Origin of the sequence: Micromonospora sp. DT43 (assembly GCF_049841645.1) — a bacterium.
Classification (GTDB): Bacteria; Actinomycetota; Actinomycetes; order Mycobacteriales; family Micromonosporaceae; genus Micromonospora.
The window spans coordinates 17,826-38,648 of sequence record NZ_JBNCKR010000014.1; the positions used below are offsets into that span (position 1 = coordinate 17,826).

19 protein-coding genes are annotated in these 20,823 nt (G+C 72.9%); 10 read left to right on the top strand and 9 right to left on the bottom strand.

Annotation, left to right across the window (positions count from 1 at the left end; genetic code table 11):
* The first annotated feature begins 6 nt into the window (after positions 1 to 6).
* A complete protein-coding gene (locus ACLQ26_RS26630) occupies positions 7 to 1,401 on the top strand; it encodes an FAD-dependent oxidoreductase (protein WP_425747056.1) in 1,395 nt (464 codons plus the stop codon).
* A 45-nt stretch (positions 1,402 to 1,446) separates the two neighbouring features.
* On the opposite strand, the gene ACLQ26_RS26635 is transcribed toward ACLQ26_RS26630, so the two are convergent.
* The 5 genes from ACLQ26_RS26635 to ACLQ26_RS26655 all read right to left on the bottom strand — a co-directional run bounded on the left by ACLQ26_RS26635 (position 1,447) and on the right by ACLQ26_RS26655 (position 6,026).
* A complete protein-coding gene (locus ACLQ26_RS26635; protein ID WP_425747057.1) occupies positions 1,447 to 1,800 on the bottom strand; it encodes a TraR/DksA family transcriptional regulator in 354 nt (117 codons plus the stop codon).
* Between the two features lie 39 nt (positions 1,801 to 1,839).
* Positions 1,840 to 3,045, bottom strand: coding sequence for a ferritin-like domain-containing protein (locus ACLQ26_RS26640; protein ID WP_425747059.1), 1,206 nt, complete (start codon positions 3,043 to 3,045; stop codon positions 1,840 to 1,842).
* Positions 3,042 to 3,887: a phosphate/phosphite/phosphonate ABC transporter substrate-binding protein gene (locus ACLQ26_RS26645; protein ID WP_425747061.1), complete on the bottom strand. Its 846-nt coding sequence runs from the start codon at positions 3,885 to 3,887 to the stop codon at positions 3,042 to 3,044. Before ACLQ26_RS26645 ends, ACLQ26_RS26640 begins: the two co-directional genes overlap by 4 nt.
* Positions 3,887 to 5,053: an acyl-CoA dehydrogenase family protein gene (locus ACLQ26_RS26650; RefSeq protein WP_425747062.1), complete on the bottom strand. Its 1,167-nt coding sequence runs from the start codon at positions 5,051 to 5,053 to the stop codon at positions 3,887 to 3,889. Before ACLQ26_RS26650 ends, ACLQ26_RS26645 begins: the two co-directional genes overlap by 1 nt.
* Before the next feature lie 79 nt (positions 5,054 to 5,132).
* On the bottom strand, positions 5,133 to 6,026 hold the full coding sequence (locus ACLQ26_RS26655; RefSeq protein ID WP_425747063.1) for an ion transporter: 894 nt from the start codon (positions 6,024 to 6,026) through the stop codon (positions 5,133 to 5,135).
* Between the two features lie 83 nt (positions 6,027 to 6,109).
* On the opposite strand from ACLQ26_RS26655, the gene ACLQ26_RS26660 reads away from it, so the two are divergent.
* Positions 6,110 to 6,805 (top strand): TetR/AcrR family transcriptional regulator, encoded by a 696-nt coding sequence (locus ACLQ26_RS26660; protein ID WP_425747064.1) that lies wholly within the window; start codon positions 6,110 to 6,112, stop codon positions 6,803 to 6,805.
* 96 nt (positions 6,806 to 6,901) lie between these two features.
* Here ACLQ26_RS26660 and ACLQ26_RS26665 read toward each other — a convergent pair whose 3' ends face one another.
* On the bottom strand, positions 6,902 to 7,759 hold the full coding sequence (locus tag ACLQ26_RS26665) for an SDR family oxidoreductase (protein ID WP_425747065.1): 858 nt from the start codon (positions 7,757 to 7,759) through the stop codon (positions 6,902 to 6,904).
* Between the two features lie 96 nt (positions 7,760 to 7,855).
* On the opposite strand from ACLQ26_RS26665, the gene ACLQ26_RS26670 reads away from it, so the two are divergent.
* Complete coding sequence (locus ACLQ26_RS26670) at positions 7,856 to 8,242, top strand: winged helix-turn-helix transcriptional regulator (RefSeq protein ID WP_425747213.1); 387 nt, start codon at positions 7,856 to 7,858, stop codon at positions 8,240 to 8,242.
* Here the strand turns inward: ACLQ26_RS26670 and ACLQ26_RS26675 are convergent.
* Positions 8,239 to 9,186: a DMT family transporter gene (locus ACLQ26_RS26675; RefSeq protein ID WP_425747066.1), complete on the bottom strand. Its 948-nt coding sequence runs from the start codon at positions 9,184 to 9,186 to the stop codon at positions 8,239 to 8,241. The two genes, ACLQ26_RS26670 and ACLQ26_RS26675, sit on opposite strands and share 4 nt — an antisense overlap.
* Here ACLQ26_RS26675 and ACLQ26_RS26680 point away from each other — a divergent pair.
* Complete coding sequence (locus ACLQ26_RS26680) at positions 9,185 to 10,573, top strand: PLP-dependent aminotransferase family protein (RefSeq protein WP_425747067.1); 1,389 nt, start codon at positions 9,185 to 9,187, stop codon at positions 10,571 to 10,573. The genes ACLQ26_RS26675 and ACLQ26_RS26680 overlap by 2 nt on opposite strands.
* Before the next feature lie 33 nt (positions 10,574 to 10,606).
* Here the strand turns inward: ACLQ26_RS26680 and ACLQ26_RS26685 are convergent, their stop codons facing one another.
* Positions 10,607 to 11,569 carry a helix-turn-helix transcriptional regulator gene (locus tag ACLQ26_RS26685; RefSeq protein ID WP_425747068.1) on the bottom strand — a complete coding sequence of 321 codons (963 nt, stop codon included), beginning with the start codon at positions 11,567 to 11,569 and terminating at the stop codon, positions 10,607 to 10,609.
* Positions 11,570 to 12,053: 484 nt separating this feature from the next.
* On the opposite strand from ACLQ26_RS26685, the gene ACLQ26_RS26690 reads away from it, so the two are divergent.
* From ACLQ26_RS26690 to ACLQ26_RS26700, 3 genes are all read left to right on the top strand, one after another.
* Positions 12,054 to 12,716, top strand: coding sequence for a hypothetical protein (locus tag ACLQ26_RS26690; protein ID WP_363689958.1), 663 nt, complete (start codon positions 12,054 to 12,056; stop codon positions 12,714 to 12,716).
* An 84-nt stretch (positions 12,717 to 12,800) separates the two neighbouring features.
* A complete protein-coding gene (locus tag ACLQ26_RS26695; RefSeq protein ID WP_425747069.1) occupies positions 12,801 to 14,759 on the top strand; it encodes a Xaa-Pro dipeptidyl-peptidase in 1,959 nt (652 codons plus the stop codon).
* A gap of 193 nt (positions 14,760 to 14,952) precedes the next feature.
* On the top strand, positions 14,953 to 16,461 hold the full coding sequence (locus tag ACLQ26_RS26700) for a phosphoesterase (protein WP_425747070.1): 1,509 nt from the start codon (positions 14,953 to 14,955) through the stop codon (positions 16,459 to 16,461).
* A gap of 168 nt (positions 16,462 to 16,629) precedes the next feature.
* Here the strand turns inward: ACLQ26_RS26700 and ACLQ26_RS26705 are convergent, their stop codons facing one another.
* On the bottom strand, positions 16,630 to 17,223 hold the full coding sequence (locus ACLQ26_RS26705; protein ID WP_425747071.1) for a MarR family winged helix-turn-helix transcriptional regulator: 594 nt from the start codon (positions 17,221 to 17,223) through the stop codon (positions 16,630 to 16,632).
* 110 nt (positions 17,224 to 17,333) lie between these two features.
* Between ACLQ26_RS26705 and ACLQ26_RS26710 the strand changes: the two genes are divergently transcribed.
* From ACLQ26_RS26710 to ACLQ26_RS26720, 3 genes are read left to right on the top strand one after another with little or no spacing between them, the layout of a single operon-like run.
* Entirely contained in the window at positions 17,334 to 18,926 is a 1,593-nt protein-coding gene (locus ACLQ26_RS26710; RefSeq protein WP_425747072.1) for an LLM class flavin-dependent oxidoreductase, read from the top strand.
* A 42-nt stretch (positions 18,927 to 18,968) separates the two neighbouring features.
* Positions 18,969 to 19,565, top strand: a complete 597-nt coding sequence (locus ACLQ26_RS26715) for an ArsR/SmtB family transcription factor (RefSeq protein WP_425747073.1) — start codon at positions 18,969 to 18,971, stop codon at positions 19,563 to 19,565.
* Positions 19,562 to 20,818, top strand: coding sequence for an MFS transporter (locus ACLQ26_RS26720; protein WP_425747075.1), 1,257 nt, complete (start codon positions 19,562 to 19,564; stop codon positions 20,816 to 20,818). Before ACLQ26_RS26715 ends, ACLQ26_RS26720 begins: the two co-directional genes overlap by 4 nt.
* The last annotated feature ends 5 nt before the right edge of the window (positions 20,819 to 20,823 follow it).

Genomic DNA, 20,823 nt, shown 5'->3' on the forward strand with positions numbered 1-20,823 from the left:
TCCCCCATGAACGCCCTGCACAGCCTTCCCGTCGTGGTCGTCGGCGCTGGCCCGGCCGGCCTGGCCGCCGCCGCCCATCTGCACGAACGCGGCCTACCCTTCGTCGTCCTGGAGGCCGGCGACACCCCGGGCGCCGCCGTCGCCGAGTGGGGGCACGTGCGGGTCTTCTCGCCCTGGCGCTACAACATCGACCCGGCCGCCCGCCGGCTCCTCGACGACGCCGGCTGGGTCGCCCCCGACCCGGAGGCCCTGCCGACCGGAGCGGAGTTGGTCCGCGCGTACCTCCAGCCGCTCGCGGAGCTGCCCCCGCTCGCGCCGCACGTCCGCTACGGCGCCCGGGTCGAGGCGATCAGCCGCCTCGGCCTCGACCGGCTGCGCACCGCGGGTCGTGACACCACGCCCTTCCTGGTCCGCCTCGCCGACGGCGACGAACTGCTGGCCCGCGCCGTGATCGACGCCTCCGGCACCTGGGGCACCCCGAACGTCCTCGGCGCGTCCGGCCTGCCCGCCCGGGGCGAGGCCGACGTCGCCGCGTACCTCGAACACGCGCTGCCCGACGTGCTCGGCGCCGACCGGGACCGCTTCGCCGGGCGCCACACGCTCGTCGTGGGCGCCGGTCACTCCGCGGCGAACACCCTGCTCTCCCTGGCGGAACTGGCCGCCACCGAGCCCGGCACCGAGGTGACCTGGGCGATCCGCACCGCCTCACCCGCGCGGACGTACGGCGGTCAAGACGCCGACGCCCTGCCGGCGCGCGGCGCCCTCGGCGCGCGGCTGCGAGGGCACGTCGACGCCGGCCGGGTCCGGCTGCTCACAGGCTTCTGGGTGCACGCCCTCACACCTGTCGACGGGCGCGTCCGGGTGCTCGTCCGGCACGCCGACGGCGGCGAGGAGTCGGTGCTCGTGGACCGCGTCGTCGCGGCCACCGGCTACCGTCCGGACCACTCGATCACCGCCGAGCTGCGGCTGGACCTGGACCCGGTGCTGGGCGCGACCCGCGCGCTCGCCCCGCTGATCGACCCGAACGAGCACTCCTGCGGCACCGTGCCTCCGCACGGCGTCGACGAGCTCGGCCACCCGGAGGCGGGCTACTACGCCGTCGGGATGAAGTCGTACGGACGGGCGCCGACGTTCCTCATGGCCACCGGCTACGAGCAGGTCCGCTCGGTCGTCGCCGCCCTCGCCGGAGATTGGGCCGCCGCCCGCGACGTCCAACTCGACCTGCCCGAGACCGGCGTGTGCGGCAGCAACGCCGCCGACCCGTTGAGCGGCGACAGCTGCTGCGGCCCGACGCCGCCCGCCGAGCCGATCCGCCGCGGGCTGGCCACCGGCGTTTCCGGCGGGCTGCTCAACCTCGTCGCTGTCGGGACCGCGTCCGCCGATGGCTGCTGCGCCAGCTGACGGCACCGCGGTGCGGACGCCCGCCGGCCCCCGGGGCCGCCGCCGTCACCGTCGGCTGGCGCAGGCGACGCAGGTACGCGCCGACGGGCGGGCGGCGAGCCGCTCGGTTGGAATCGGGCGCGAGCATCGTTCGCAGACGCCGTAGGTGCCGGCGTCGACGCGGCGCACCGCCTCGTCCAGTTCCGCGAGGCGTCGACGTGCCGCGTCCAGGACGGCGCTGAGCTGCGCCCGTTCGAACGCGATGGTGCTGCCCTCGGGGTCGTGTTCGTCGTCGGCGTTCGACGACCGGGAGGCCTCGAAGAGGCTCCGCAGGTCACCCTCCAGCGCGGCGGCCTCGGCGGCGGTCTCGTCGCGTCGGCGCAGCAGGTCCGCACGGACCGCGCGGGAATCGGTGGGCATGATGGTTCAACGGTACGCGGCCCGCGGACCCGCACGCGTCTACATGAAGTTGCGGGTGTGCAGGGCGGACAGCGCGGCCGCCTCGTCCGGTCGGAAGCCCAGCCGGACGAGGCGGCGCTGGCGGCCCTGGTCCATCGCCTGTTGCAGCGCGCGCACGTGCGCGAAGCCGGCGGCCACGTCGTCGGGGTTCCACCCGCCCGCCGCGAGCACCACCAGCGCGTCGAAGACGTCCGCGTTGAGACCCGCGGTGTCGGCCAGGGCGTCGTGACGGCGGTGGATGGCGGCACGGAGTCGGTCGCGCAGCGCCGGGTCGACTGTCGCCTGGTGCTCCAGGTGGGCCATGCCGAACACCACGTGCCGGCGCTCGTCCTGCATCGCCAACCAGCAGATCCGGCGGGTCACCGGATCGGGTGCGTGCCGTACCAGGAACCCCAGCAGGTCGACGAAGCTGCCCTCGCCGAGCACGGAGAGCAGGAACGACGCCAGGGCGAAATCGGACTCGGCGACGAGCGTGAAGAGCGACTGCCGGCCACCCGCCGAGGAGGTGCCCAGCTCCGCGCCGCGCAGCAACGCCCGCCGGCTGAAGACCTCCATGTGCCGGGCCTCGTCGGCCACCTGCACCGCGAGGAGCTGCACCACCTCCCGGAAGTGCGGGTGGATGCGGCCGATGAACCGGGCCGGTACGACGAGAGCCGCCTGCTCGTTCTCGACCAGATAGGTCATCACCTGCACGACAGCGGCCTCGACGTCCGCCGGAAGGGCGAACGTGTCGTCCCACGGCACCGCCGTCTGCGGGTCCCACTGCCGTGCGGCCGCCTGCGCGTACAGGGTGGGGGCGATGTCGGCCCACACCAGATCGCGGTCGTCCAGGTCGAACCGGGCCTCCGGCCCGCCGGCCTCCAGCAGCGCGCCACGGGCGCCGAGCCCCCAGCGCGGCGGTGGGCGGCTGTGCAGCGCCGCGGGCAGGGGCGGCCCGGCCCGTTCCGCGCCGAACCAGCGGTCGTCGTCGGCGGTGCCCCGGACGACGACAGCCACCAGACGACTCCGGTCCGCGGGATCGGGCCGTTCGACCCGGTGACCCCGGCTTCGGCACCATGCCGGCAGGTGCACTCCCAGTGCCGCGTCGGTGCCGGAGACCGCCACCCGGCCGCCCGGCGGCAACCCGGCCAGGGCGCGCTGTACCAGCAGGTGCGCGCCACGGTCGAAGCCGAGACCGCCGAGATCGATCTCGACGTCGGCGGTCACGGCCGGTAGTCCGTGGCGGTCACCCGCCCGTCGGGGGCGTAGAACCCGCTCGAGTCGACCGCCTCGGCGAGGGCCGCGTACCCCGTCGTGCGGCCGTCCTGCCAGGCCGTCAGGCCCTCCAGGTCGAGCAGCGGTCGCACCTGCGGGTCGGCGTACGACATGCCGCGCAGCAGGTCGCCGAAGAGCCGGACCCCGTCGGACGCCGGCTCGCGCACCGTCATGTTGCAGTGGTCGTACCGCCCGGTCTGCGCGACGATCCGGGTGCCCTCGGTCGGCAGCGTGCCCTCCTGGACGAACAGCAGGTGGTTCGCGTCGATCATGCAGGCGGCGTCGACCTCCCCTGCCGCCAGGGCGCGCGCGGCGTCCCGTTCGCCGCCGACGTGGTCACCGTGCAGGCCGACACCGACGTCGAACCGGCGCACGTTGACCTGGACGTCGGCCGCGGCGAGGTGGCCGAGCGGGATCAGCGTCGCCTGTGGACTGTCCACCGCGCCGGTGGCCACCAGCCTGCCGGCGAGATCCTCGATCCGGTGCACCGGCGAGTCGGCGCGCACCACCACGACCGAGGTGAGGTCCCGGTCGGTGTCGCGCATCGTGAGCGCGCGCACGGCGCCGCCGCGGGCAGTGGCCAACCGGTCGGCCCGCAGCCAGGCGAGCGGGGAGTTCCAGGCGGCGTCGATGCGGCCGGCGACAAGGTCCTCGACCTGCCGCTCGTAGTGCGAGTAGAGGACGAAGTCGAAGTCCAGGCCGTGATCGCGCAGCCAACCGCGAAAGCCCTCCCAGATGGTGACGACCTTGGGGTCGTACGCGACAGCGCCCATCAGGACCGACGGCGCCGGCATCAGCGGTTGGCCTCGTCGAGCAGCGGCAGCCCGGTGGCGACGCGGCCCACGAAGTCGTGCAGGGCGTCAGTGGTCGGTGCCATCACCCGGGCGGCTCGGGAGTCGCGGAACCGTCGTTCCAGGCCCAACTCCTTGCGGAAGGCGCTGCCGCCGCAGAGCCGCATCGCGCCGTCGGTGACGTCCGCGACCGTGTCGCCGGCCAGCGCCTTGACCTGCAGTACGCGCAGCGTCGCGTCGTCCCGGCCGGTCTCCAGCGCGGTGAGGGTGTCGTCGAGGAAGGCGCGCAACGCGTGGGTGCGGATCGTCAACTGGGCGAAGTCGCGTCGGGCGACGGGTGCGTCCCGAAGCGCCGCGCCGGTGTGGGTGAGCGTGGTACCGGTGAGGTGTCGGCCCGCCTCGGCGACCGCGCTGTCGGCGAGGCCGAGGCAGAACGCCGCGTTGAGCACCAGGAACCAGGGGAGTACGGCGCCGAGCGCGAGGTCCAGGCCGGCGCCGTCGGTGCCCAGCATCGCGTCGGCGGGGATCACCACGCCCTCGGCCGTCATCGGCCGAGAACCGTTGCCGCGCAGGCCGAGCCCGTCGAAGTCACCGGCGACGCGGAGGCCGGCGCGGTCGGCGGGTACGAGCCACAGCGTCATCGGCCCGGCTCCCGACGCCAGCGGAAGACTCGACCAGACGTAGCTGTCGGCCTCGCCCGCCGAGGTGACCCAACTCTTGCGGGCGTCGAGTCGCACGGCGTCGTCGGACGCGGTTGCGGAGCCGGTGGGCGACCAGAAGTGACTGCGGGAGCCGAACTCGGAGAACGCAAGCGTGCTCAGGTGACGGCCGGCGGCGATGGCCGCGCGGACCTCGTGCGGGCCGTGTGCCTCGACGACGGCTGTCGCCGCGTAGTGCATGAGAACCACCATCGCCGTGGACCCACACTCGGCGGCCAGCCGTTCGATGACGTCGGCGACGACGCGCAGGCCCTGGCCGCCCCCGCCGACCTCGGTCGCGCTGGCCAGGCCGAGCAGGCCCGCCGCGGCGAGGGCGTCGATGCCGTCCCGGGGAAACGCGGCGTCCCGGTCGACGGTACCCGCCCGCCGGCGGATCACGGTCTCGATCACGGGTGTGAGCGTGGTCAGGACGTCGGTGCGGGGCTGGACACTGTCGACACTTGCCGTCATGCGCGGTGTCCCTTCAGTCGGACCGGCGGGACTGCCATCGAGACTAGCCGATCGAACTGCCATGATCGAGACCGTGCTGTCACCGTCGAGAGGGGGTGTCCTCGCGGTGTGTGTCGTTCCGGTCGATGCGCAGCTCCCGCTCCAACTCGCCGATGACCGCCCGTAGGTCGTCCAGCCGCTGGGTGAGCGCGATGCGGTCCACCTCGTCGGGTACGCCGTCGCCGTCGGCGTCGTAGCCGGGGGCCAGCCGTTCGGTCATCTCCAGTCGACGGGCCTCCTCCATGGAGTTGACGATGACCGCGATGAGGATGTTGAGCAGGAGGTTGACGGTGATCACCACGTAGCTGACGTAGTAGAGAAGCGTCCACGGCGAGATGGCCAGGCCCTGCTCGATGAGGTCCGGCAGTGTCTCCAGCGAGAGCAGCACGAACAATGTCAGCAGCGACCGGCCGATGTCGCCGTACTCGTCCGGATACCTGTCGCCGAAGATCAGCCAGCCGGCCATCCCGTACACGTAGAGGGTCACCACGGCTAGGGCAAGGAACCCGGTGACGCCGGGCAGGCTGCGCCACAGCGCGGACACGATGGTCCGCAGGCCCGGCGAGAAGCGCACCAGCCTGACCATCCGGGCGACCCGCACCACGCGCAGCAGCGCCGAGTCGCCGTGCAGGCCGGGAACGAAGATGGCCGCGATCACGACGAAGTCGAAGACGTTCCAGCCGTGCCGGAAGAAGTCCTGCGGACGCCGGCCGTAGGCCGCCAGCCGGATGCCGATCTCGACGACGAAGACGGCGCGGAAGAGCGCCTCCAGCCCGTGCAGCGCCCAGGTCGCGGGGACCAGACCGTCGTACGTCTCCAGACCGAGGACGATCCCGTTGGCGAGGATGACGACGACGATGCCGATCTCGAAGGGACGGGATCGGGCGAGGCGTGCGCAGGCGTCGGCCAGCGCGGGCCGGCGGCGCGGCGGCATGCCACCACCCTAGCCAAGATCAAGGATGCGGGGGTGACGGTGCACCTGGACCGCGAACGATGTTTGCTGTTTAGGGTGGATCGGTGACCGACGCACCCGCGAGCTCCGGTGATCGCGACGCCGGCCGGCAGCCGATCTGGGCCCGGCCCGAACGGGGCGCCCGTGGCCCCGCTCCGACGCACAGCCGGGACGCCATCGTCACCGCCGCCGTCACCCTGGCCGACGCCGAAGGGCTCGCCGCGGTGTCGATGCGCGCCGTCGCCGCCGCGCTCGGCACCGGCGCCGGATCGCTCTACCGGTACCTGTCGTCCCGCGACGACCTGCTGGACCTGATGACCGACCGGGTGGTGGGGGAGCTGCGGCCGTACCCGCCGGCGCGCGACGACTGGCTCGACGAGATGCTGCTGGTGGCCCGCCAGCAGTTGGCGCTGCACCGCGCCCACCCGTGGCTGGTCGAGGTGATCCAACGGCCGTCCGGCATCGGCCCCGAGAGCCTGGCCTGGTTCGACAACTGCCTCCGGATCCTGCAACCCGTGCGCTGTGCCGTCACCGCCAAGTTCGAGGCGATCGCCATGCTGACCGGCGTGGTGACCCTGTTCGCCCGCAGTGAGGCCGCCGCCGGGTCGGCGAGCTTCGCCGGCGCCGATCTCGCCGCGTACCCGCATCTGGTCGCCGCGTTCCGCCAGCCCGCGCCGCCGGCGCCCCGGACGGACCTCTTCGAGCGGACGCTGCGCGGTCTGCTGGCCAGCCTGCTCGCCACGCCGCCCGAGGTGGGCTGACCCGGGGCATACCCGAGGGCCCCGAGACCGGTGGGCGTTCCGCCGGGCGGGCGACGCTCACGTACCCTCGTCACCCGCCCGATCGGTCGCGGCAGGTCAGGCCCGCGCGGCTCGGACCGCGTCGCGCAGCGGCGTGCTCGGCCGGCCGATCAACCGGCTGAGGTCGTCGCTGTCGGTAGCCAACTCGCCGATGGCGATCGAGTGGTCGAGCGCGGCGACGAACCCGGCAGTGCCGGCGTCCAGCCCGATGTTCTCCAGCGTCGAGGCCAGCTCGGCGGCCGACAGGTCGCGGTGGACGACTGTCGTGCCAGTCACCTCGGTGACGGCGTCGGCCAGCTCGTCGAAGGTGAACGCGGTGCCGCCCAACTCGTAGACGGCGTTGCCGTCCTCGTCCCGGGTCAGCGCCGCCGCGGCGGCGGCCGCGTAGTCGATCCGTGCGGCGGCGGAGACCTTGCTGCCGCCGGTGGCGCCGAGGATGGTGCCGCTCTGCAGGTACTGCGGCAGCTGGTCGGTGTAGTTCTCGGTGTACCACCCGTTGCGCAGCACCGTGTGGGGCAGGCCCGACGCGGCAAGGACCTCCTCGGTGGCCCTGTGCTCCGGGGCGAGCGGGTTCGTGGTCGTGTCCGCCTTGAGGATGCTTGTGTAGACGAGGCGCTCGACCCCGGCGAGCTTGGCGGCATCGATGACGGCGGTGTGCTGGGCGGTCCGCTGCCCGGGGGTGTCGCCGGAGATGAGCAGCAGGCGACGGACGCCGGCCACGGCGCCGGGCAGCGTCGATGGGTCGTCGTAGTCGGCCCGGCGGATCTCGATCCCGCGTGCGGCGAGGTCGGCGGCCTTCTCCGGGCTGCGGACGATGGCGGCGATCTCGGTGGCGGGCACGCCGGTGTCGAGCAGTTGCTCGATCACCAGGCGGCCCAGCCGGCCGGTGGCACCTGTGACGGCGTACGTGGGCATGGGGACCTCCGGGCCTAGGTGACGAATCGTAAGCACTTACGAATCTACAGCACAAGCGTCCAGGTAAGCGTCGGGTAGGCTGGTGAGGTGAGCGACATGCCGGCCCAGGGCCTGGAGGGGCCTACCCAGGACCTCGTCAGCGATGTCTTCGCGCGCGGCTGCACCTCCCGGGCCGCCTTCGAGGACGTCACCTCGAAGTGGGCCTCGCTCGTCCTGCTCGCGCTCGGTGAGGGCGGTTACCGGTTCAACGCCCTGCGACGGCGCGTCGACGGGGTCAGCGAGCGGATGCTCTCCCAGACCCTGCAGACCCTCGAACGCGACGGCATGCTCACCCGCGAGGTGCTCACGGCGATCCCGCCGCGCGTCGAATACTCGCTGACCCCCCTCGGCACCCGGGTCGCCGAGCAGTTGCGCGGCCTCGCCGACCTGCTGGAAGCCTCGGTGCCCGAGCTGCAGACCGCCCGCGCACGCGAGCGGGACTAGGCCGAGTCGGGTTTCGCGCGTCGCACCCCCGGCGCGGAACGCCGGCTGCGCTGGGTCAGTACGACGCACCCCAGCACCACCGCGGCCGCCAGCGTCGAGGCGGCTGTCACGCGCTCGCCGAGCAGCAGTGCCGACCACCCCAGCGTGAGCACCGGCTGCGCGAGTTGGACCTGGCCGACCCGCGCGATGCCGCCCCGGGCCAGGCCCGCGTACCAGGCGAAGAAGCCCAGGAACATCGAGACCACTGTGAGGTAGCCGAACGCCGCCCAGCCTGCGGCGTCGGTGCGCGGCGGGTCGGCCACGGCGGCGGCGACCGTGACGGACGCGGTGGCGGGCAACGAGAGCAGCAACGCCCAGCAGATCGTCCGGGCGCCGCCCAACTCGCGGGCGAGCGCGCCGCCCTCGGCGTAGCCCAGGCCGCAGAGTACGACCGCCACGAGCAGGAACGCGTCGGGCGCGGTGATAACCCCGCGTACCGCCCCACTGGCGCCGAGGAACGTGAGCACCGCCAGCAGTCCGCCGACGCTCGCCACCCAGAACAGCGGCGGCGGACGTTCGCCGCCGCGCAGCACCGCGAACACGGCCGTCATCGCGGGCAGCGCGGCGATGACCACCGTGCTGTGCGCCGAGGTCTGCGTGCGCAGCGCCAGTGAGGTGAACAACGGGAAGCCGACGACGACGCCGAGGGCGACGATCCCCAGTCGGCGCCACTGCCTCGCATTGGGCCGCGGTGCGCCGCTGAGGCGCAGGTACGCCCAGGCGAGCAGGCCCGCGCCGACGGCCCGGCCGAACGCGACGAACCATGCGTCGAGGTGGTGCACGGCGATGCGGGTGGCGGGCAGGGAGAGGCTGAAGCCGAGTACGCCGAGCGCGCCGAGGGCGAGGCCGCCGGCCCGGTCAGTTGTTATCGTCCGGGTCGCAGTAGCGCTACTATCCCCACTCATGGAAAACGGTAACGCAGCCGAGCGCGTTATCCAAGATCTACGTAGACTGGCGACCGCCGCCGGTCCGGGCACCCGACTGCCCTCGGTCCGTGAGCTGACCGCCCGGCACCAGGCGTCGCCGGTCACCGTCGCCGAGGCGATCCGGCGGTTGGTGGCCCAGGGGTTGATCGAGGCGCGACCCGGCAGAGGCACCTTCGTGGCCGCACCGTCCGACGGGCGGCGTGTATCCGACCTGTCCTGGCAGACCGTCGCGCTCGGTCCCCGCCCTGCCGGTGAGGAGGAGATGCAGGCACTGCTGGCGCTTCCACGCGCCGGTGCGCTGTCGCTGTCCGGTGGCTACCTGGATGCGGAGTTGCAGCCTGCTGCCGCGTTGGGCGCCGCCCTTACCCGGGCCGCCCGCCAGCCGGCGTCCTGGCAGCGCGGACCGGTCGAGGGTCGCGAGGACCTGCGCGCCTGGTTCGCCCGCGAGGCCGGGAGCGGGCTGCGGGCCGACGACATGGTGATCTGTTCCGGCGGGCAGGCCGCGCTGTCGTCGGCGTTGCGGGCGCTCGCCGCCCACGGCGACACACTGCTCGTCGAGTCACCGACCTACCTGGGCGCGCTGGCGGTGGCCCGCGCGGCCGGACTCCGGGTGGTGCCCGTGCCGGCGGACGCCGACGGGGTGCGCCCCGATCAGCTCGCCGCCGCGTTCGCCCGCACCGGTGCGCGACTCTTCTACTGCCAACCGTTGTACGCCAACCCGCACGGCGCGACGCTGGCGGCGCACCGCCGTGCGCAGGTCGCCGACGCGGTACGCGACGCCGGGGCGTTCCTGATCGAGGACGACTACGCCCGCGATCTGACCATCGATGGCCCGGCCCCACCGCCGCTGGCCGCCGACGACCCCGACGGGCATGTCATCTACCTGCGCTCGTTGACCAAGTCGATCGCGCCTGGGCTGCGCGTCGCCGCCATCGGCGCACGCGGGCCGGCCGGCGCGCGGCTGCGCGCGGCGCGGCTGCTCGACGACTTCTTCGTCGCCGGCCCACTGCAACAGGCGGCCCTGGAGTTCCTCACCTCCCCGGCGTGGCCGCGACACCGTCGGGCCCTGGCCACGGCGCTGCGGGCGCGGCGCGGGGCGTTGGTGAGCGCGCTGCGGCGGCACCTTCCCAGCCTCTCCCCGCAGACGATTCCGCGTGGGGGTCTGCATCTCTGGGTCCGTCTGCCCGACCGGACCGATGACGTGGCGTTGGGCGTGGCGGCTGCCGCCGAGGGCGTCGTCATCTTCCCGGGTCGTCCCTGGTACGCCGCCGAGCCGCCGGCCCCTCATCTGCGTCTCACCTACGCGGCCGCCGCGCCCGACCTCATGGACGAGGCCGTGCGCCGCCTGGCCCGCGCGATGCGCTGAGCCAGGTGGCGTCCCGGGCGGTGACGGCCCGCCTCAGGCGTTGAGCGTCTCGCGCGGCGGCACCCCGTAGCTGGCGTGGTACCGAGCGGTGAACCTGCTGTGGCTGGCGAACCCCCACCGGCTGGCGATCGCCGAAACGGTCTCCTGTCGAGGATCGGCACGCACCAGATCGTGGTGGGCCCGGTCGAGCCGGATCCGACGCAGGTACGCCATCGGGGTGGTGCCGAGATGGCGGCGGAAGGCGAGTTGCACAGCGCGCAGGGAGACGGCGGCGGCGCTGGCGATGTCGGCGGCGCTGATGTCCCGGTCGGCGTTCTCCTCCATGAACGCGACGGCGCGGCGCAGGGTGGCGGTGCTGGCGTCGCGGCGGTCCTCGGCGGTCTCGTCGGTGAACGCCGTGTTGGGAAAGATCGCGAGCGCCGCCGCCGCGAGCATCCGTGCGGCATTGCCGATCACCAACGGCTGGGCGCTGGCGCTCGGGATGCTCGCCACGACGTCGCTGACGTAACTGGTGGTCCGCTGCCACTGCCGGGCGAGCGGCCCGTCGACTCCGCCGAGGTCGGTGAACCGGATCTGGCCGGGCCTTCGGGTCGTGGCAGCGGTCGCCACCTGCGTCAGCACCCCGAGGTCCAGGACGCAGAGTTCCACCTCGCCCGGTTCCCACCGCAGGTGGAACGGCTGCCCTGGGCGGGTGACCAGAAAGGTCTCGCCGGGCCCGAAGCGATGGGGTGACCCCTCGCAGGCGCGGCTGATGAGGGCGGTGCGGGTGCGGCAGACGACCAGCCCGTCCATCTCGCCCACCTGGATGCCGAGATGAGCGGTCTGCCGGGTCGTGGCGAGGGCGAACGGCCCGGTGTCGACGCGCTGGTGGACAAGGTGGTAGCCGTTCTCGCCGGCGCGGATCCGCAGGTCCGGCGTGTACGTGCTGGCCAGGAAGTGGTGGATGGCCGCCGGATCGCGACTGTCGAACCCTCGGACCTGCACTGGTGACGTCATCCGCTGTCTCCGTCCGGGAGGGGACCGCCGGATGGGGATCAGGGCCGGCGATGTGGTCGGGACGTGTCCGGGGCGCATGCGCCGCTGATCGCGGCACGTTGCTGACCGGCGGTACGGCGGTGGTGGCGGCCTCCGTGGGGTCGCCCGGGAGCGGGGCGGCCAGAGGAGGATCCCAGTGGATCTCGGGTGTCGGCGGAGGGACGGGTGGCGACCGGTCGAGCGTTGTCAAGGTGGAAACTCTAAGCATTCCCAACAACTCATATATCCATTGATGGGAATTCCACCATACGGCAGACGGCGGTGCCTTGCCGATGATCCGGCAAATTGCAAGTCGGTTTCGTTTTTTGGCTATCGCGTGCGGCGATCCTGCGCCCGCTGTCCTAGTCGTCCCGGCGGCCGCAACGAAATCTTGTTCATGATCCCCCGGGCGTCGCCGGCGTCCGGACCGCTGCCGGAGATCCGGCCAGCAGGCGGAGGTGAGGCGTTGGACAGTACCGATCCGGAGCGCGTCGTTCGGCTGGCGGTGGCCGAAGCGCTGGCACGGGTGGCGGACGAGGACAGCCTGGGACTGGGAGAGGGTGACGCGCTGGTCAATCTCGGCGCCGCGCTGCGGACGGTGCTGCGCCGCGCGCTCGACGACCGGGTGCCGCTGTCCACACCCGAGTTCGTCGACCTGTGCCGGGACCTGCGGCTCAACCGTGACTCGTTCGACGTGTTGGGGCACTACCTTCTCACGGCGTTGCTGGCCCACCACGTCGGGCCGGACGCCCTGGTTCGCGTCGGAGCGCTCCTCGGCACCGTCCGGCGCTATCTGCCCGCCCCCCGACCACCCGCGCACCGCAACGGCGGCCCCGAGCCCCGGCGACGCGACGTGCGCGCCGACAACAGTGTCGTGGGCCGGTACCGGCGTACGAAGCTGCCCGAGCACCTGCCCAGCCCACCGAGCTGGACCTGCACCGGATGCGGCCGCGAGTGGCCCTGCGCGACCAAGCAGAGCCAACTGCTCGCCGAATTCGGCGGGGCGCGTGCCGCTCTCGCCGTCTATCTCGGCTCCTGCCTCGTCGCCGCCGCCCAGGATCTGCCGACGCTGCCCCTGCCCCGAGCGCGTCTCCGCTTTCTCGGCTGGCTGCCACGCGCCCGGATCTGACGACGACCCGCCGCCGAGAACACTAGGCAAGGAGGACATCGATGCGGTGGAATGTCCTCACGCGTCGTACCCGGGAGGACACCGATGTCGACCGCCCGACCCCGCGCACGGATCGCCACCGTCCTGGCCAGCCTGCTGGTCGCGGTGCTCGCCGCCGTCGAACCCGCCGCCGCGACGGCGGGGGCCCCGACGGCGCGACACCGCCCGACCCCGCCGCACGTCGTCGGAACCGGGACTGTCCCCGCCTACTCCTACGCCGACGCGATCCGGGAGAGCGTCTGGGTCGAAACCCCTGTCGACAGCGATGGTGACGGCGCGCGCGACCGGGTGGCGGTGGACGTCGTCCGGCCCCGGGAGGCGGCCGCCGCCGGGGTCCGCGTACCGGTCATCATGGAGGCCTCGCCCTACTACCTCTGCTGCGGCCGGGGCAACGAGGGCGAGCTCAAGACGTACGACGCGGCCGGCGTCATCGCCAAGGTGCCGCTCTTCTACGACAACTACTTCGTCCCGCGCGGATACGCCTTCGTCGCCGTCGACCTCGCCGGCACGGCCCGCTCGACCGGCTGCGAGGACGTCGGAGGGCCGGTCGAGGTGGGCAGCGCCAGGGCGGTGGTGGACTGGCTCAACGGTCGCGCCCGCGCCTTCACGGCCGACGGTCGACAGGTGGCCGCCGGCTGGAGCACCGGCAGGGTCGGCATGATCGGCAAGTCGTGGGACGGCTCGGTCGCCAACGGGGTCGCCGCCACCGGGGTGCAGGGCCTGGCCACCATCGTGCCGATCTCGGCGATCTCCAGCTGGTACGACTACATGCGTTACCGGGGACTGTTGACCGCCCCCGACTATCCCGGCTACCTGCACGAGGTCGTCAACGGCCGCCCGGCGGACGTCTGCGCGCAGATGCTGGCCCGGCTGCGCGCGGACAGCGCGGAGGAGACCGGGAACTACAACGGGTTCTGGGCCCAGCGGGACTACCGGCCCTCGGCCGACCGGGTCCGGGCCAGCGTCTTCGTGGCACACGGCCTCAACGACCTCAACGTCACGACCAACCAGTTCGCCGACTGGTGGCAGGAGTTGGCCGAGCGCGGCGTGCCCCGCAAGCTGTGGCTCTCCCAGTCCGGCCACCAGGATCCGTTCGACGTGCGACGCGCCGAGTGGGTGGCCGCCCTGCACCGCTGGTTCGACTACTGGTTGCAGGGGCTGCCCAACGGGGTGCTCGACGAGCCGCGGGTCGACCTGCAGACCGCTCCGCACACGTGGACGACACAGCGGGACTGGCCGGCCCCCGGCACCCGCGACGTCCGCGTTTCCCTCGGCGTCGGCGACGGCGTGACAGGCACGCTGGGTGGGCGCGGCGCGCGACCGGGCGAGGAGCAGGCGTACGTCGACGAGTCGTTGACCGAGGAGGAGGTGACAGCCGAGCCGAACACCGCGACCGCCGGCCGGCTGGTCTTCCTCTCCGGCGCGCTGCGCACTCCACTGCGGATCTCCGGCAGCCCGTCCGTGCGGCTACGAGTGCGGGTGGACCGGCCGACCACCGAGCTGAGCGTCCGGCTCGTCGACTACGGCACCGCCGAGCGAATCAGCTTCGGGGGAGTGCGGACGCTGGACAGCGAGTCCTGCTGGGGAGCGTCCACAGACGTCGACGACGCCTGTTACCACGACACCGAGGAGATCACCGAGGTCTCCGACCACGCGGTGCTGACCCGGGGCTGGCTGGACGCCGCGCACCACCGCACGCTGCGGTTCACCACGCCGCTGCGGCCGGACCGGTGGTACGTGGTGACAGTGCCGCTGAGCGCGTACGACACGGTGGTTCCGGCCGGGCACGTCCTCGGCCTCGTGCTCGGTCAGAGCGATCCGGAGTTCACCGATTCCGACGACCAGGATGCGACAGTCCGGGTCGACCTCGGTCGCAGCCACCTGATCCTTCCGGTCACGGGCCAGGCCGGACTGCCCGCCGTCGACGTCGCGCCGTCGGTGCACACCGCGCCGAGCGAGCAGTCCGCGGCCAGATCGGCAGGCGACCCGCGGCAGCTGCCCTGACCCCCGCCGGCGCTCGGTCCGGCGGTACGCCCCGCTGTCGCGGGGTGACCGACCGCCGCGTCTCGCCGTGCCCTTCAACGGGCACTGCCAGGGTGTTCATCGTGCGCCCGCCCGTCGTACGGCGGGCGTTCACCAACCTCTTCGAGGCTTCTTGATCGAAAGAGCATTCGCTTGATCGAGGAGAGGCTCTCACGTGAGAGACAAGCAAGCCGAAGAGGTCGAGCGCGCGCAGCTGTCGCGGCGCAAGCTGGTCAAGTACGCAGGCGTCGGCGCGACGCTCGCCGCCGCCAGCCCCCTCGTGGGCGCGGGCGCGGCGTGGGCCGACGAGGAGCGCCGACCCGGCGACGACACGAGCGACCGGGGCAACACCAGGAACCGGGCCTGGCGCGCTGGTGACCACCACGTGCACTCCGAGTACAGCGGCGAGTTCGACACCACGAAGAGCCCCATCGTCTTCCACAAGGGCGCCGACGCGGTCTACCCGATCGTCACCAACGCGATCATGGCCAAGAACTTCGGCCTGACCTGGGCCATGTGCACCGACCACGGTGGCCCGACGCACTCGAAGGTGAACATCGAGCAGGCGTACCCCGACCTGTTGCGCTCGCGCAAGCTGGTCCCCGAGGTGCTCCAGTTCTGGGGCATGGAGTTCGACGCGCCCTCGCTGGACCACCACACGTTGATGATCCCGCGTCACGACGACGAGGCGAAGCAGCTCTTCGAGCTGGAGAGCCGGTTCGCCAAGTACGACGCCTTCCCCACCGACCCGGCCCGCGACACCGAGGCCAAGATGGTGGAGTTCCTCAAGGTCGCCCGGGGCATGCCGCACAAGCCGCTGGTCATCGCCCACCACGCGTCCCGCTCGGCCACCGGCCTCGGCGTCTACGGCCAGGACACGCCGCGGGAGTTCCGCAACGGCAACAACGCCGCGCCGGATGTCTACATCGGCTTCGAGGGCGCGCCCGGCCACCAGGCCGGACCGCTCAACGGCGGCAAGCGCGGGGGGTACGGCAACCACCCCACCTACGGCGGCTTCGACCAGATGACCGCGCGGGTCGGTGGGCTCTGGGACTCGCTGCTCGGTGAGGGCCGGCGCTGGTGGATCACCGCGACGTCGGACTCGCACGTGCACTGGTCGCGCGGCGGCTCGGACTTCTGGCCGGGCGAGTACAGCAAGACCTACGTGCACGCCCGCCAGGACTACGGCGACATCATGGACGGCCTGCGCAACGGCCGGATCTGGGTGACCACCGGTGACCTGATCCGCAGCCTCGACGTGACCGCCAGGTCCCAGGGGCGGACGGCCGAGGTCGGCGAGACCATCACGGTCAGCCGCCGCAGCCGCACCGACGTCGAGATCGAGATCAGGTTCCGACCGCTGGACGGTGTGAACGGCAACGGGGACCGTCCCGAGGTCCGGCGGGTCGACCTGATCGTCGGCCAGATCACCGGGCCGAGCGCCAACCTGGACGCCGACACCAACCCCACCACGACTGTGGTGGCCCGGTTCGGTCCGCGGGACTGGCGTCGCCAGGGCGCGGACTACGTCATCCGCCACACCCTGCGCAACGTCGAGGCCGACACCTACGCGCGGGTGCGCGGCACCAGCACGGACGAGGCCGAGCCGCTCGCCGACGGGCTGGAGAGCCCGTGGGACGACCTGTGGTTCTACTCGAACCCGGTGTTCGTGCACGTGCGCTGACCCGTCGCCGCAGCGACACTGCGGGCCCGCCGGCACCCCTCGACGCGCCACGGTCGGGGAGGGGCCGGCGGGCCCGCGCCGTTGCGACCAGCGCGAGATCACTCACCGGCCGTCGCGCCGACGAGCGGCCCGAGCCGGTGGGCGCGCTTTCACCTGTCGGCGGTCCGGTCAGTCGTCGCTGCGGCGGCGCGATCGGGTGGCGCGTGGCCGAGTGCGGTCGGCCGGTGCGCGCGGCGGACTCGCCGCCGGCGCGGCGGGCTCGGGCCGCACCTCGGCAACCGCCTGGCAGAGATCGCGCAGGGGGTCGATCGCCTGGGTCGAGCAGGCGACCCGTTGCAGCAGCTCCCGCAGGGTCGCCGACTCGGTAGGCGTGAGCGCCCCCAGCAGGTGCGCCTCGACCTGCCGCAGCGCCCCGCGCCGCTGCTCCCAGGCTGCCCGCCCGGCGTCGGTGACGTCCACCAGCCGGCTGCGCCGGTCGGCCGGGTCCGCCCGCCGGGCGACGAAGCCGGGGCGTTCGAGGTCGTCGATCAGGTACGTGAGCACCGTCCGGTCGATGCCCAGCTCCTCGGCGATCGCGCCCTGGTTGCGGGCCGGCCCGGTGGCCGCGGCGGTGAGCACCTGGTAGCCACGCGGGCCACCGGGAAAGTCGGTGAGTGCGTGTTCGGCTGCCCGGACGTAGCCCCGGAAGACGATTCCCAGCATCCAGCCCAGATCGTCGTCGAGGGGATCGGGCCGGTCCGGCCGGTCGGTGACAGCCGTCATGCCCCGACAATAGCGCAGGAAGACCGACCTTGTTGGCGGCAGATGTTCTGTACGACATAAGGTTGAGGTCACGACGCATCGTCGACGCGTCACGACGGGAGGCTCGCACCATGAGCGACTACGGCCACGACCTGGTCTTCGGATCGTTCACCACGCCCGGCAACGACGATCCGGACCGCACGGTCGGGCTCGCGGTCCTGGCCGAGCAGGTCGGGCTGGACCTGGTCACCTTCCAGGACCATCCGTACCAGCCGCGATTCCTGGACACCTGGACGCTGCTGAGCTTCGTCGCCGCGCGCACGGACCGGGTGCACCTGTCGGCGAACGTCACCAACCTGCCGCTGCGCCCGCCCGCCGTGCTCGCCCGCAGCGTCGCCAGCCTCGACCTGCTCAGCGGCGGTCGGGTCGCGCTGGGCCTCGGAGCGGGAGCGTTCTGGGACGCCATCGAGGCGATGGGCGGCCGGCGGCTGACCCCCGGGCAGGGCGTACGGGCGCTGGAGGAGGCCGTCGACGTCATCCGGCAGATGTGGGACGCCCAGGCGCGCGGAGGCGTGCGGGTCGACGGCGAGTTCCACCGGGTGCTCGGCGCCAAGCGCGGTCCCGCACCCGCCCACCCGGTCCCGATCTGGCTCGGGGCGTACAAGCCGCGCATGCTCGCGCTCACCGGTCGCCGGGCCGATGGCTGGCTGCCGTCACTGGACTACCTCCAGCCCGGTGACCTGGCCAGCGCCAACAAGATCATCGACGATGCCGCGCGGGAGGCCGGCCGCGCGCCAGGCGACGTCCGCCGGCTGCTCAACATCTCCGGCACCTTCTCGTCAACCGGTGGCGGCCTGTTGCACGGGCCCGCCGAGCAGTGGGTGCGGGAGCTGGTCGAGCTGGCGCTTGTCGACGGCGTCAGCACATTCATCCTCGCCAGCGACAACCCCGACGACCTGCGCCGGTTCGCCGGCGAGGTGGCCCCCGCCGTGCGCGAACTGGTCGCGGCCGAACGCGACAGTGGCACCCCGTCGGCGCGTACTCCCGCCGAGCCCGTGGTGGCCGCGCAGCCAGCGGCGCTCGTCGCGCCCGCCCCGCGGCGGGCCCGCGCCAGGGTGACCGGCGGCGCCTTCGCGGTGGTGCCGACGCCTGACGACGGCCGGCGGCTCAGCGACCGGCAGGTCTGGGACGAGTCCGCCCGCCCCACCGGGCCCGCACCCGACCCGACGCGCACCTACACGGCGCACGAGCAGGCCAACGGTCACCACCTCGTGCAGGTGCACGACGGCCTGCGCGGCGAGCTGGCCGAGATCCACGATCTCATCGAGCAGGTCGCGGCGGGTGAGATCGACGCCGGCGCGGCGCGATCGCACATCAACACGATGACCATGCGGCAGAACCGGTGGACGCTGGGCGCCTACTGCGAGTCCTACTGCCGGATCGTCACCACCCACCACACCATCGAGGACCAGGCACTCTTTCCGCGACTGCGGCAGGCCGACCCGCGGCTGCGGCCGGTCGTCGACCGGCTGGAGCAGGAGCACCACGTCATCCACGAGGTGCTGGAGGGCGTCGACAAGGCGCTTGTCGCATACGTCGGGACGCCGGACGGCCTGGCCGAGCTGCGCGCTGCGGTGAACCTGCTGACCGACGCCCTGCTGTCGCACCTCAGCTACGAGGAGCGCGAGCTGGTCGAGCCGCTGGCCCGCCTGGGGGTGAGCTAGCGGGGGCTTGCCCCGACGAACCTGAGAGACTACTTTCGAAACATGTCTCTCACTAATCCGTACGGGGACTTCGAGATCACCGAGCCGCAGGCGCTGCGGGCGCTGGCGCATCCCGTCCGGTTGGCCATCCTCGACCGGCTCCAGCGGCACGGCCCGGCCACGGCCACCGGACTGTCGCCGCACGTCGGCGCCACGCCGTCGGTGGTCAGCTGGCACCTGCGCCACCTCGCCACGTTCGGTCTGGTCACCGACGCCGACGGTGCCACCAGCAAGCGGGAGCGCTGGTGGCAGGCGGCCGCCCGGGGGTTCCGCTTCACGCTGCCCGACGACGCCGAGGGCCAGGCCGCAGGACGGCAGCTACGCGGCGAGATGTTCGCCCGGATCGCGGAGACGCCACAGCAGTGGCTGCTGCACGACGAACCCCGCCTGGACGCCGAGTGGCGCGGGCTCGCCGGGGTGGCCGACACCCGCTTCGTCGCGACGCCGGACGAGCTGCGGCATCTCGAAGAGGCGATCGAGGAGCTGATCGCCCCGTACGTGCGGCGTAAGGACGACGACACGAAGCCGGCCGGCGCGCAGCTCGTCCGGATGCTGCGCTACCTGCTGCCCGAGCCGGCCGACGACGGGTCCGCGTCATGACGGCCGTCGACGCCGCGCCCGCACCGGCGCTGGGACGCGACAGGCGGTTCCGCACCTTCTGGATCGGGCAGACGATCTCGGCGTTCGGTGACCGGGTCAGCGAGCTGGCCCTGCCGCTGATCGCCGTCTCCCTGCTCGCCGCGACGCCCGTGCAGGTAAGCGTCCTCACCGCGCTGATCTGGCTGCCCAACCTGCTGGGCCTGTTCCTCGGCGCCTGGGTGGACCAGCGCACCCACAAGCGTCGACTCCTGATCATCGCCGACCTCGCCCGCGCGGCCGTGCTGCTCAGCCTGCCCGTGGCGTACGTGGTCGGCGCGATCACCCTCACCCAGCTCTACCTGGTGGCGCTGCTCACCGGCGCTGGGGCGGTGCTGTTCGCCCTGGGGCAGCAGGCGTTCTTCGTCGCCCTGGTGCCGCGATCGGCGTACGTGGACGCGAACAGCAAACTCAGCGTGAGCCGGTCCCTCTCGTTCATCGCCGGCCCGGCCGTCGGCGGTGGACTCGTGCAGGCGCTCAGCGCGCCGGTGGCGATCCTCGTCGACGCGGTGTCCTTCCTCGCCTCCGCGCTGCTACTGCGGCGCATCCCGGTCACCGAGTCGCCTCCGCCGCCCCGGGAGACGTCCACCCTCGGGCTGGTCCGCGAGGGACTGGTGCTGGTGCTGCGCCACCCGGTGCTGCGCGCCGCGCTCGGCTGCACCACCACAGTCAACTTCTTCACCTTCATCGCCGCCGCGCTGCTGGTGCTCTACGCCAACCGTGAACTCCACCTCTCGCCCGGCGCCATCGGCGTCGCGTTCGGCGTCGGCGCGCTCGGTGGACTGGCCGGCGCGGCACTGGCGCCCCGCCTGTCGCGGGCCATCGGGCTGGGCCGGACCGCGATGATCGGCGTGGTGGTCTTTCCCGCGCCGCTGGCGCTGACGGCGCTGATCGCCGGCCCGACCTGGGCGAAGGTGGCCATGCTGGCCGCCATCGAGCTGGTATCCAGCCTCGGTGTGATGCTGATGGACGTCAACCTCAACGCCCTGCTCATGGCCGTGACGCCCGACGACGCGCGCGGTCGCCGGGCCGGCGCGTACAGCGCCGTCAACTACGGCATCCGGCCGCTCGGCGCGCTTGTCGGCGGCGCGCTGGGCACCACCCTCGGGCTGCGGCCCGCCCTGGTCGTCGCCGGAGTGGGCGGCATGCTCGCCGTGCTGTGGCTGCTCGCGTCCCCGGTGCGTCACATCAGGACGCTCGACACGGCGGCGCCCTGAGCAGC

What these genes read in the sequence shown, in the direction of transcription:
- ACLQ26_RS26630 (WP_425747056.1), top strand. Translation starts at nt 7, where the DNA reads ATGAACGCCCTGCACAGCCTTCCCGTCGTGGTCGTCGGCGCTGGCCCG.
- ACLQ26_RS26635 (WP_425747057.1), bottom strand. Translation starts at nt 1,800, where the DNA reads ATGCCCACCGATTCCCGCGCGGTCCGTGCGGACCTGCTGCGCCGACGC.
- ACLQ26_RS26645 (WP_425747061.1), bottom strand. Translation starts at nt 3,887, where the DNA reads ATGCCGGCGCCGTCGGTCCTGATGGGCGCTGTCGCGTACGACCCCAAG.
- ACLQ26_RS26650 (WP_425747062.1), bottom strand. Translation starts at nt 5,053, where the DNA reads ATGACGGCAAGTGTCGACAGTGTCCAGCCCCGCACCGACGTCCTGACC.
- ACLQ26_RS26655 (WP_425747063.1), bottom strand. Translation starts at nt 6,026, where the DNA reads ATGCCGCCGCGCCGCCGGCCCGCGCTGGCCGACGCCTGCGCACGCCTC.
- ACLQ26_RS26665 (WP_425747065.1), bottom strand. Translation starts at nt 7,759, where the DNA reads ATGCCCACGTACGCCGTCACAGGTGCCACCGGCCGGCTGGGCCGCCTG.
- ACLQ26_RS26670 (WP_425747213.1), top strand. Translation starts at nt 7,856, where the DNA reads ATGCCGGCCCAGGGCCTGGAGGGGCCTACCCAGGACCTCGTCAGCGAT.
- ACLQ26_RS26680 (WP_425747067.1), top strand. Translation starts at nt 9,185, where the DNA reads ATGGAAAACGGTAACGCAGCCGAGCGCGTTATCCAAGATCTACGTAGA.
- ACLQ26_RS26675 (WP_425747066.1), bottom strand. Translation starts at nt 9,186, where the DNA reads ATGAGTGGGGATAGTAGCGCTACTGCGACCCGGACGATAACAACTGAC.
- ACLQ26_RS26685 (WP_425747068.1), bottom strand. Translation starts at nt 11,569, where the DNA reads ATGACGTCACCAGTGCAGGTCCGAGGGTTCGACAGTCGCGATCCGGCG.
- ACLQ26_RS26695 (WP_425747069.1), top strand. Translation starts at nt 12,801, where the DNA reads ATGTCGACCGCCCGACCCCGCGCACGGATCGCCACCGTCCTGGCCAGC.
- ACLQ26_RS26705 (WP_425747071.1), bottom strand. Translation starts at nt 17,223, where the DNA reads ATGACGGCTGTCACCGACCGGCCGGACCGGCCCGATCCCCTCGACGAC.
- ACLQ26_RS26710 (WP_425747072.1), top strand. Translation starts at nt 17,334, where the DNA reads ATGAGCGACTACGGCCACGACCTGGTCTTCGGATCGTTCACCACGCCC.
- ACLQ26_RS26715 (WP_425747073.1), top strand. Translation starts at nt 18,969, where the DNA reads ATGTCTCTCACTAATCCGTACGGGGACTTCGAGATCACCGAGCCGCAG.
- ACLQ26_RS26720 (WP_425747075.1), top strand. Translation starts at nt 19,562, where the DNA reads ATGACGGCCGTCGACGCCGCGCCCGCACCGGCGCTGGGACGCGACAGG.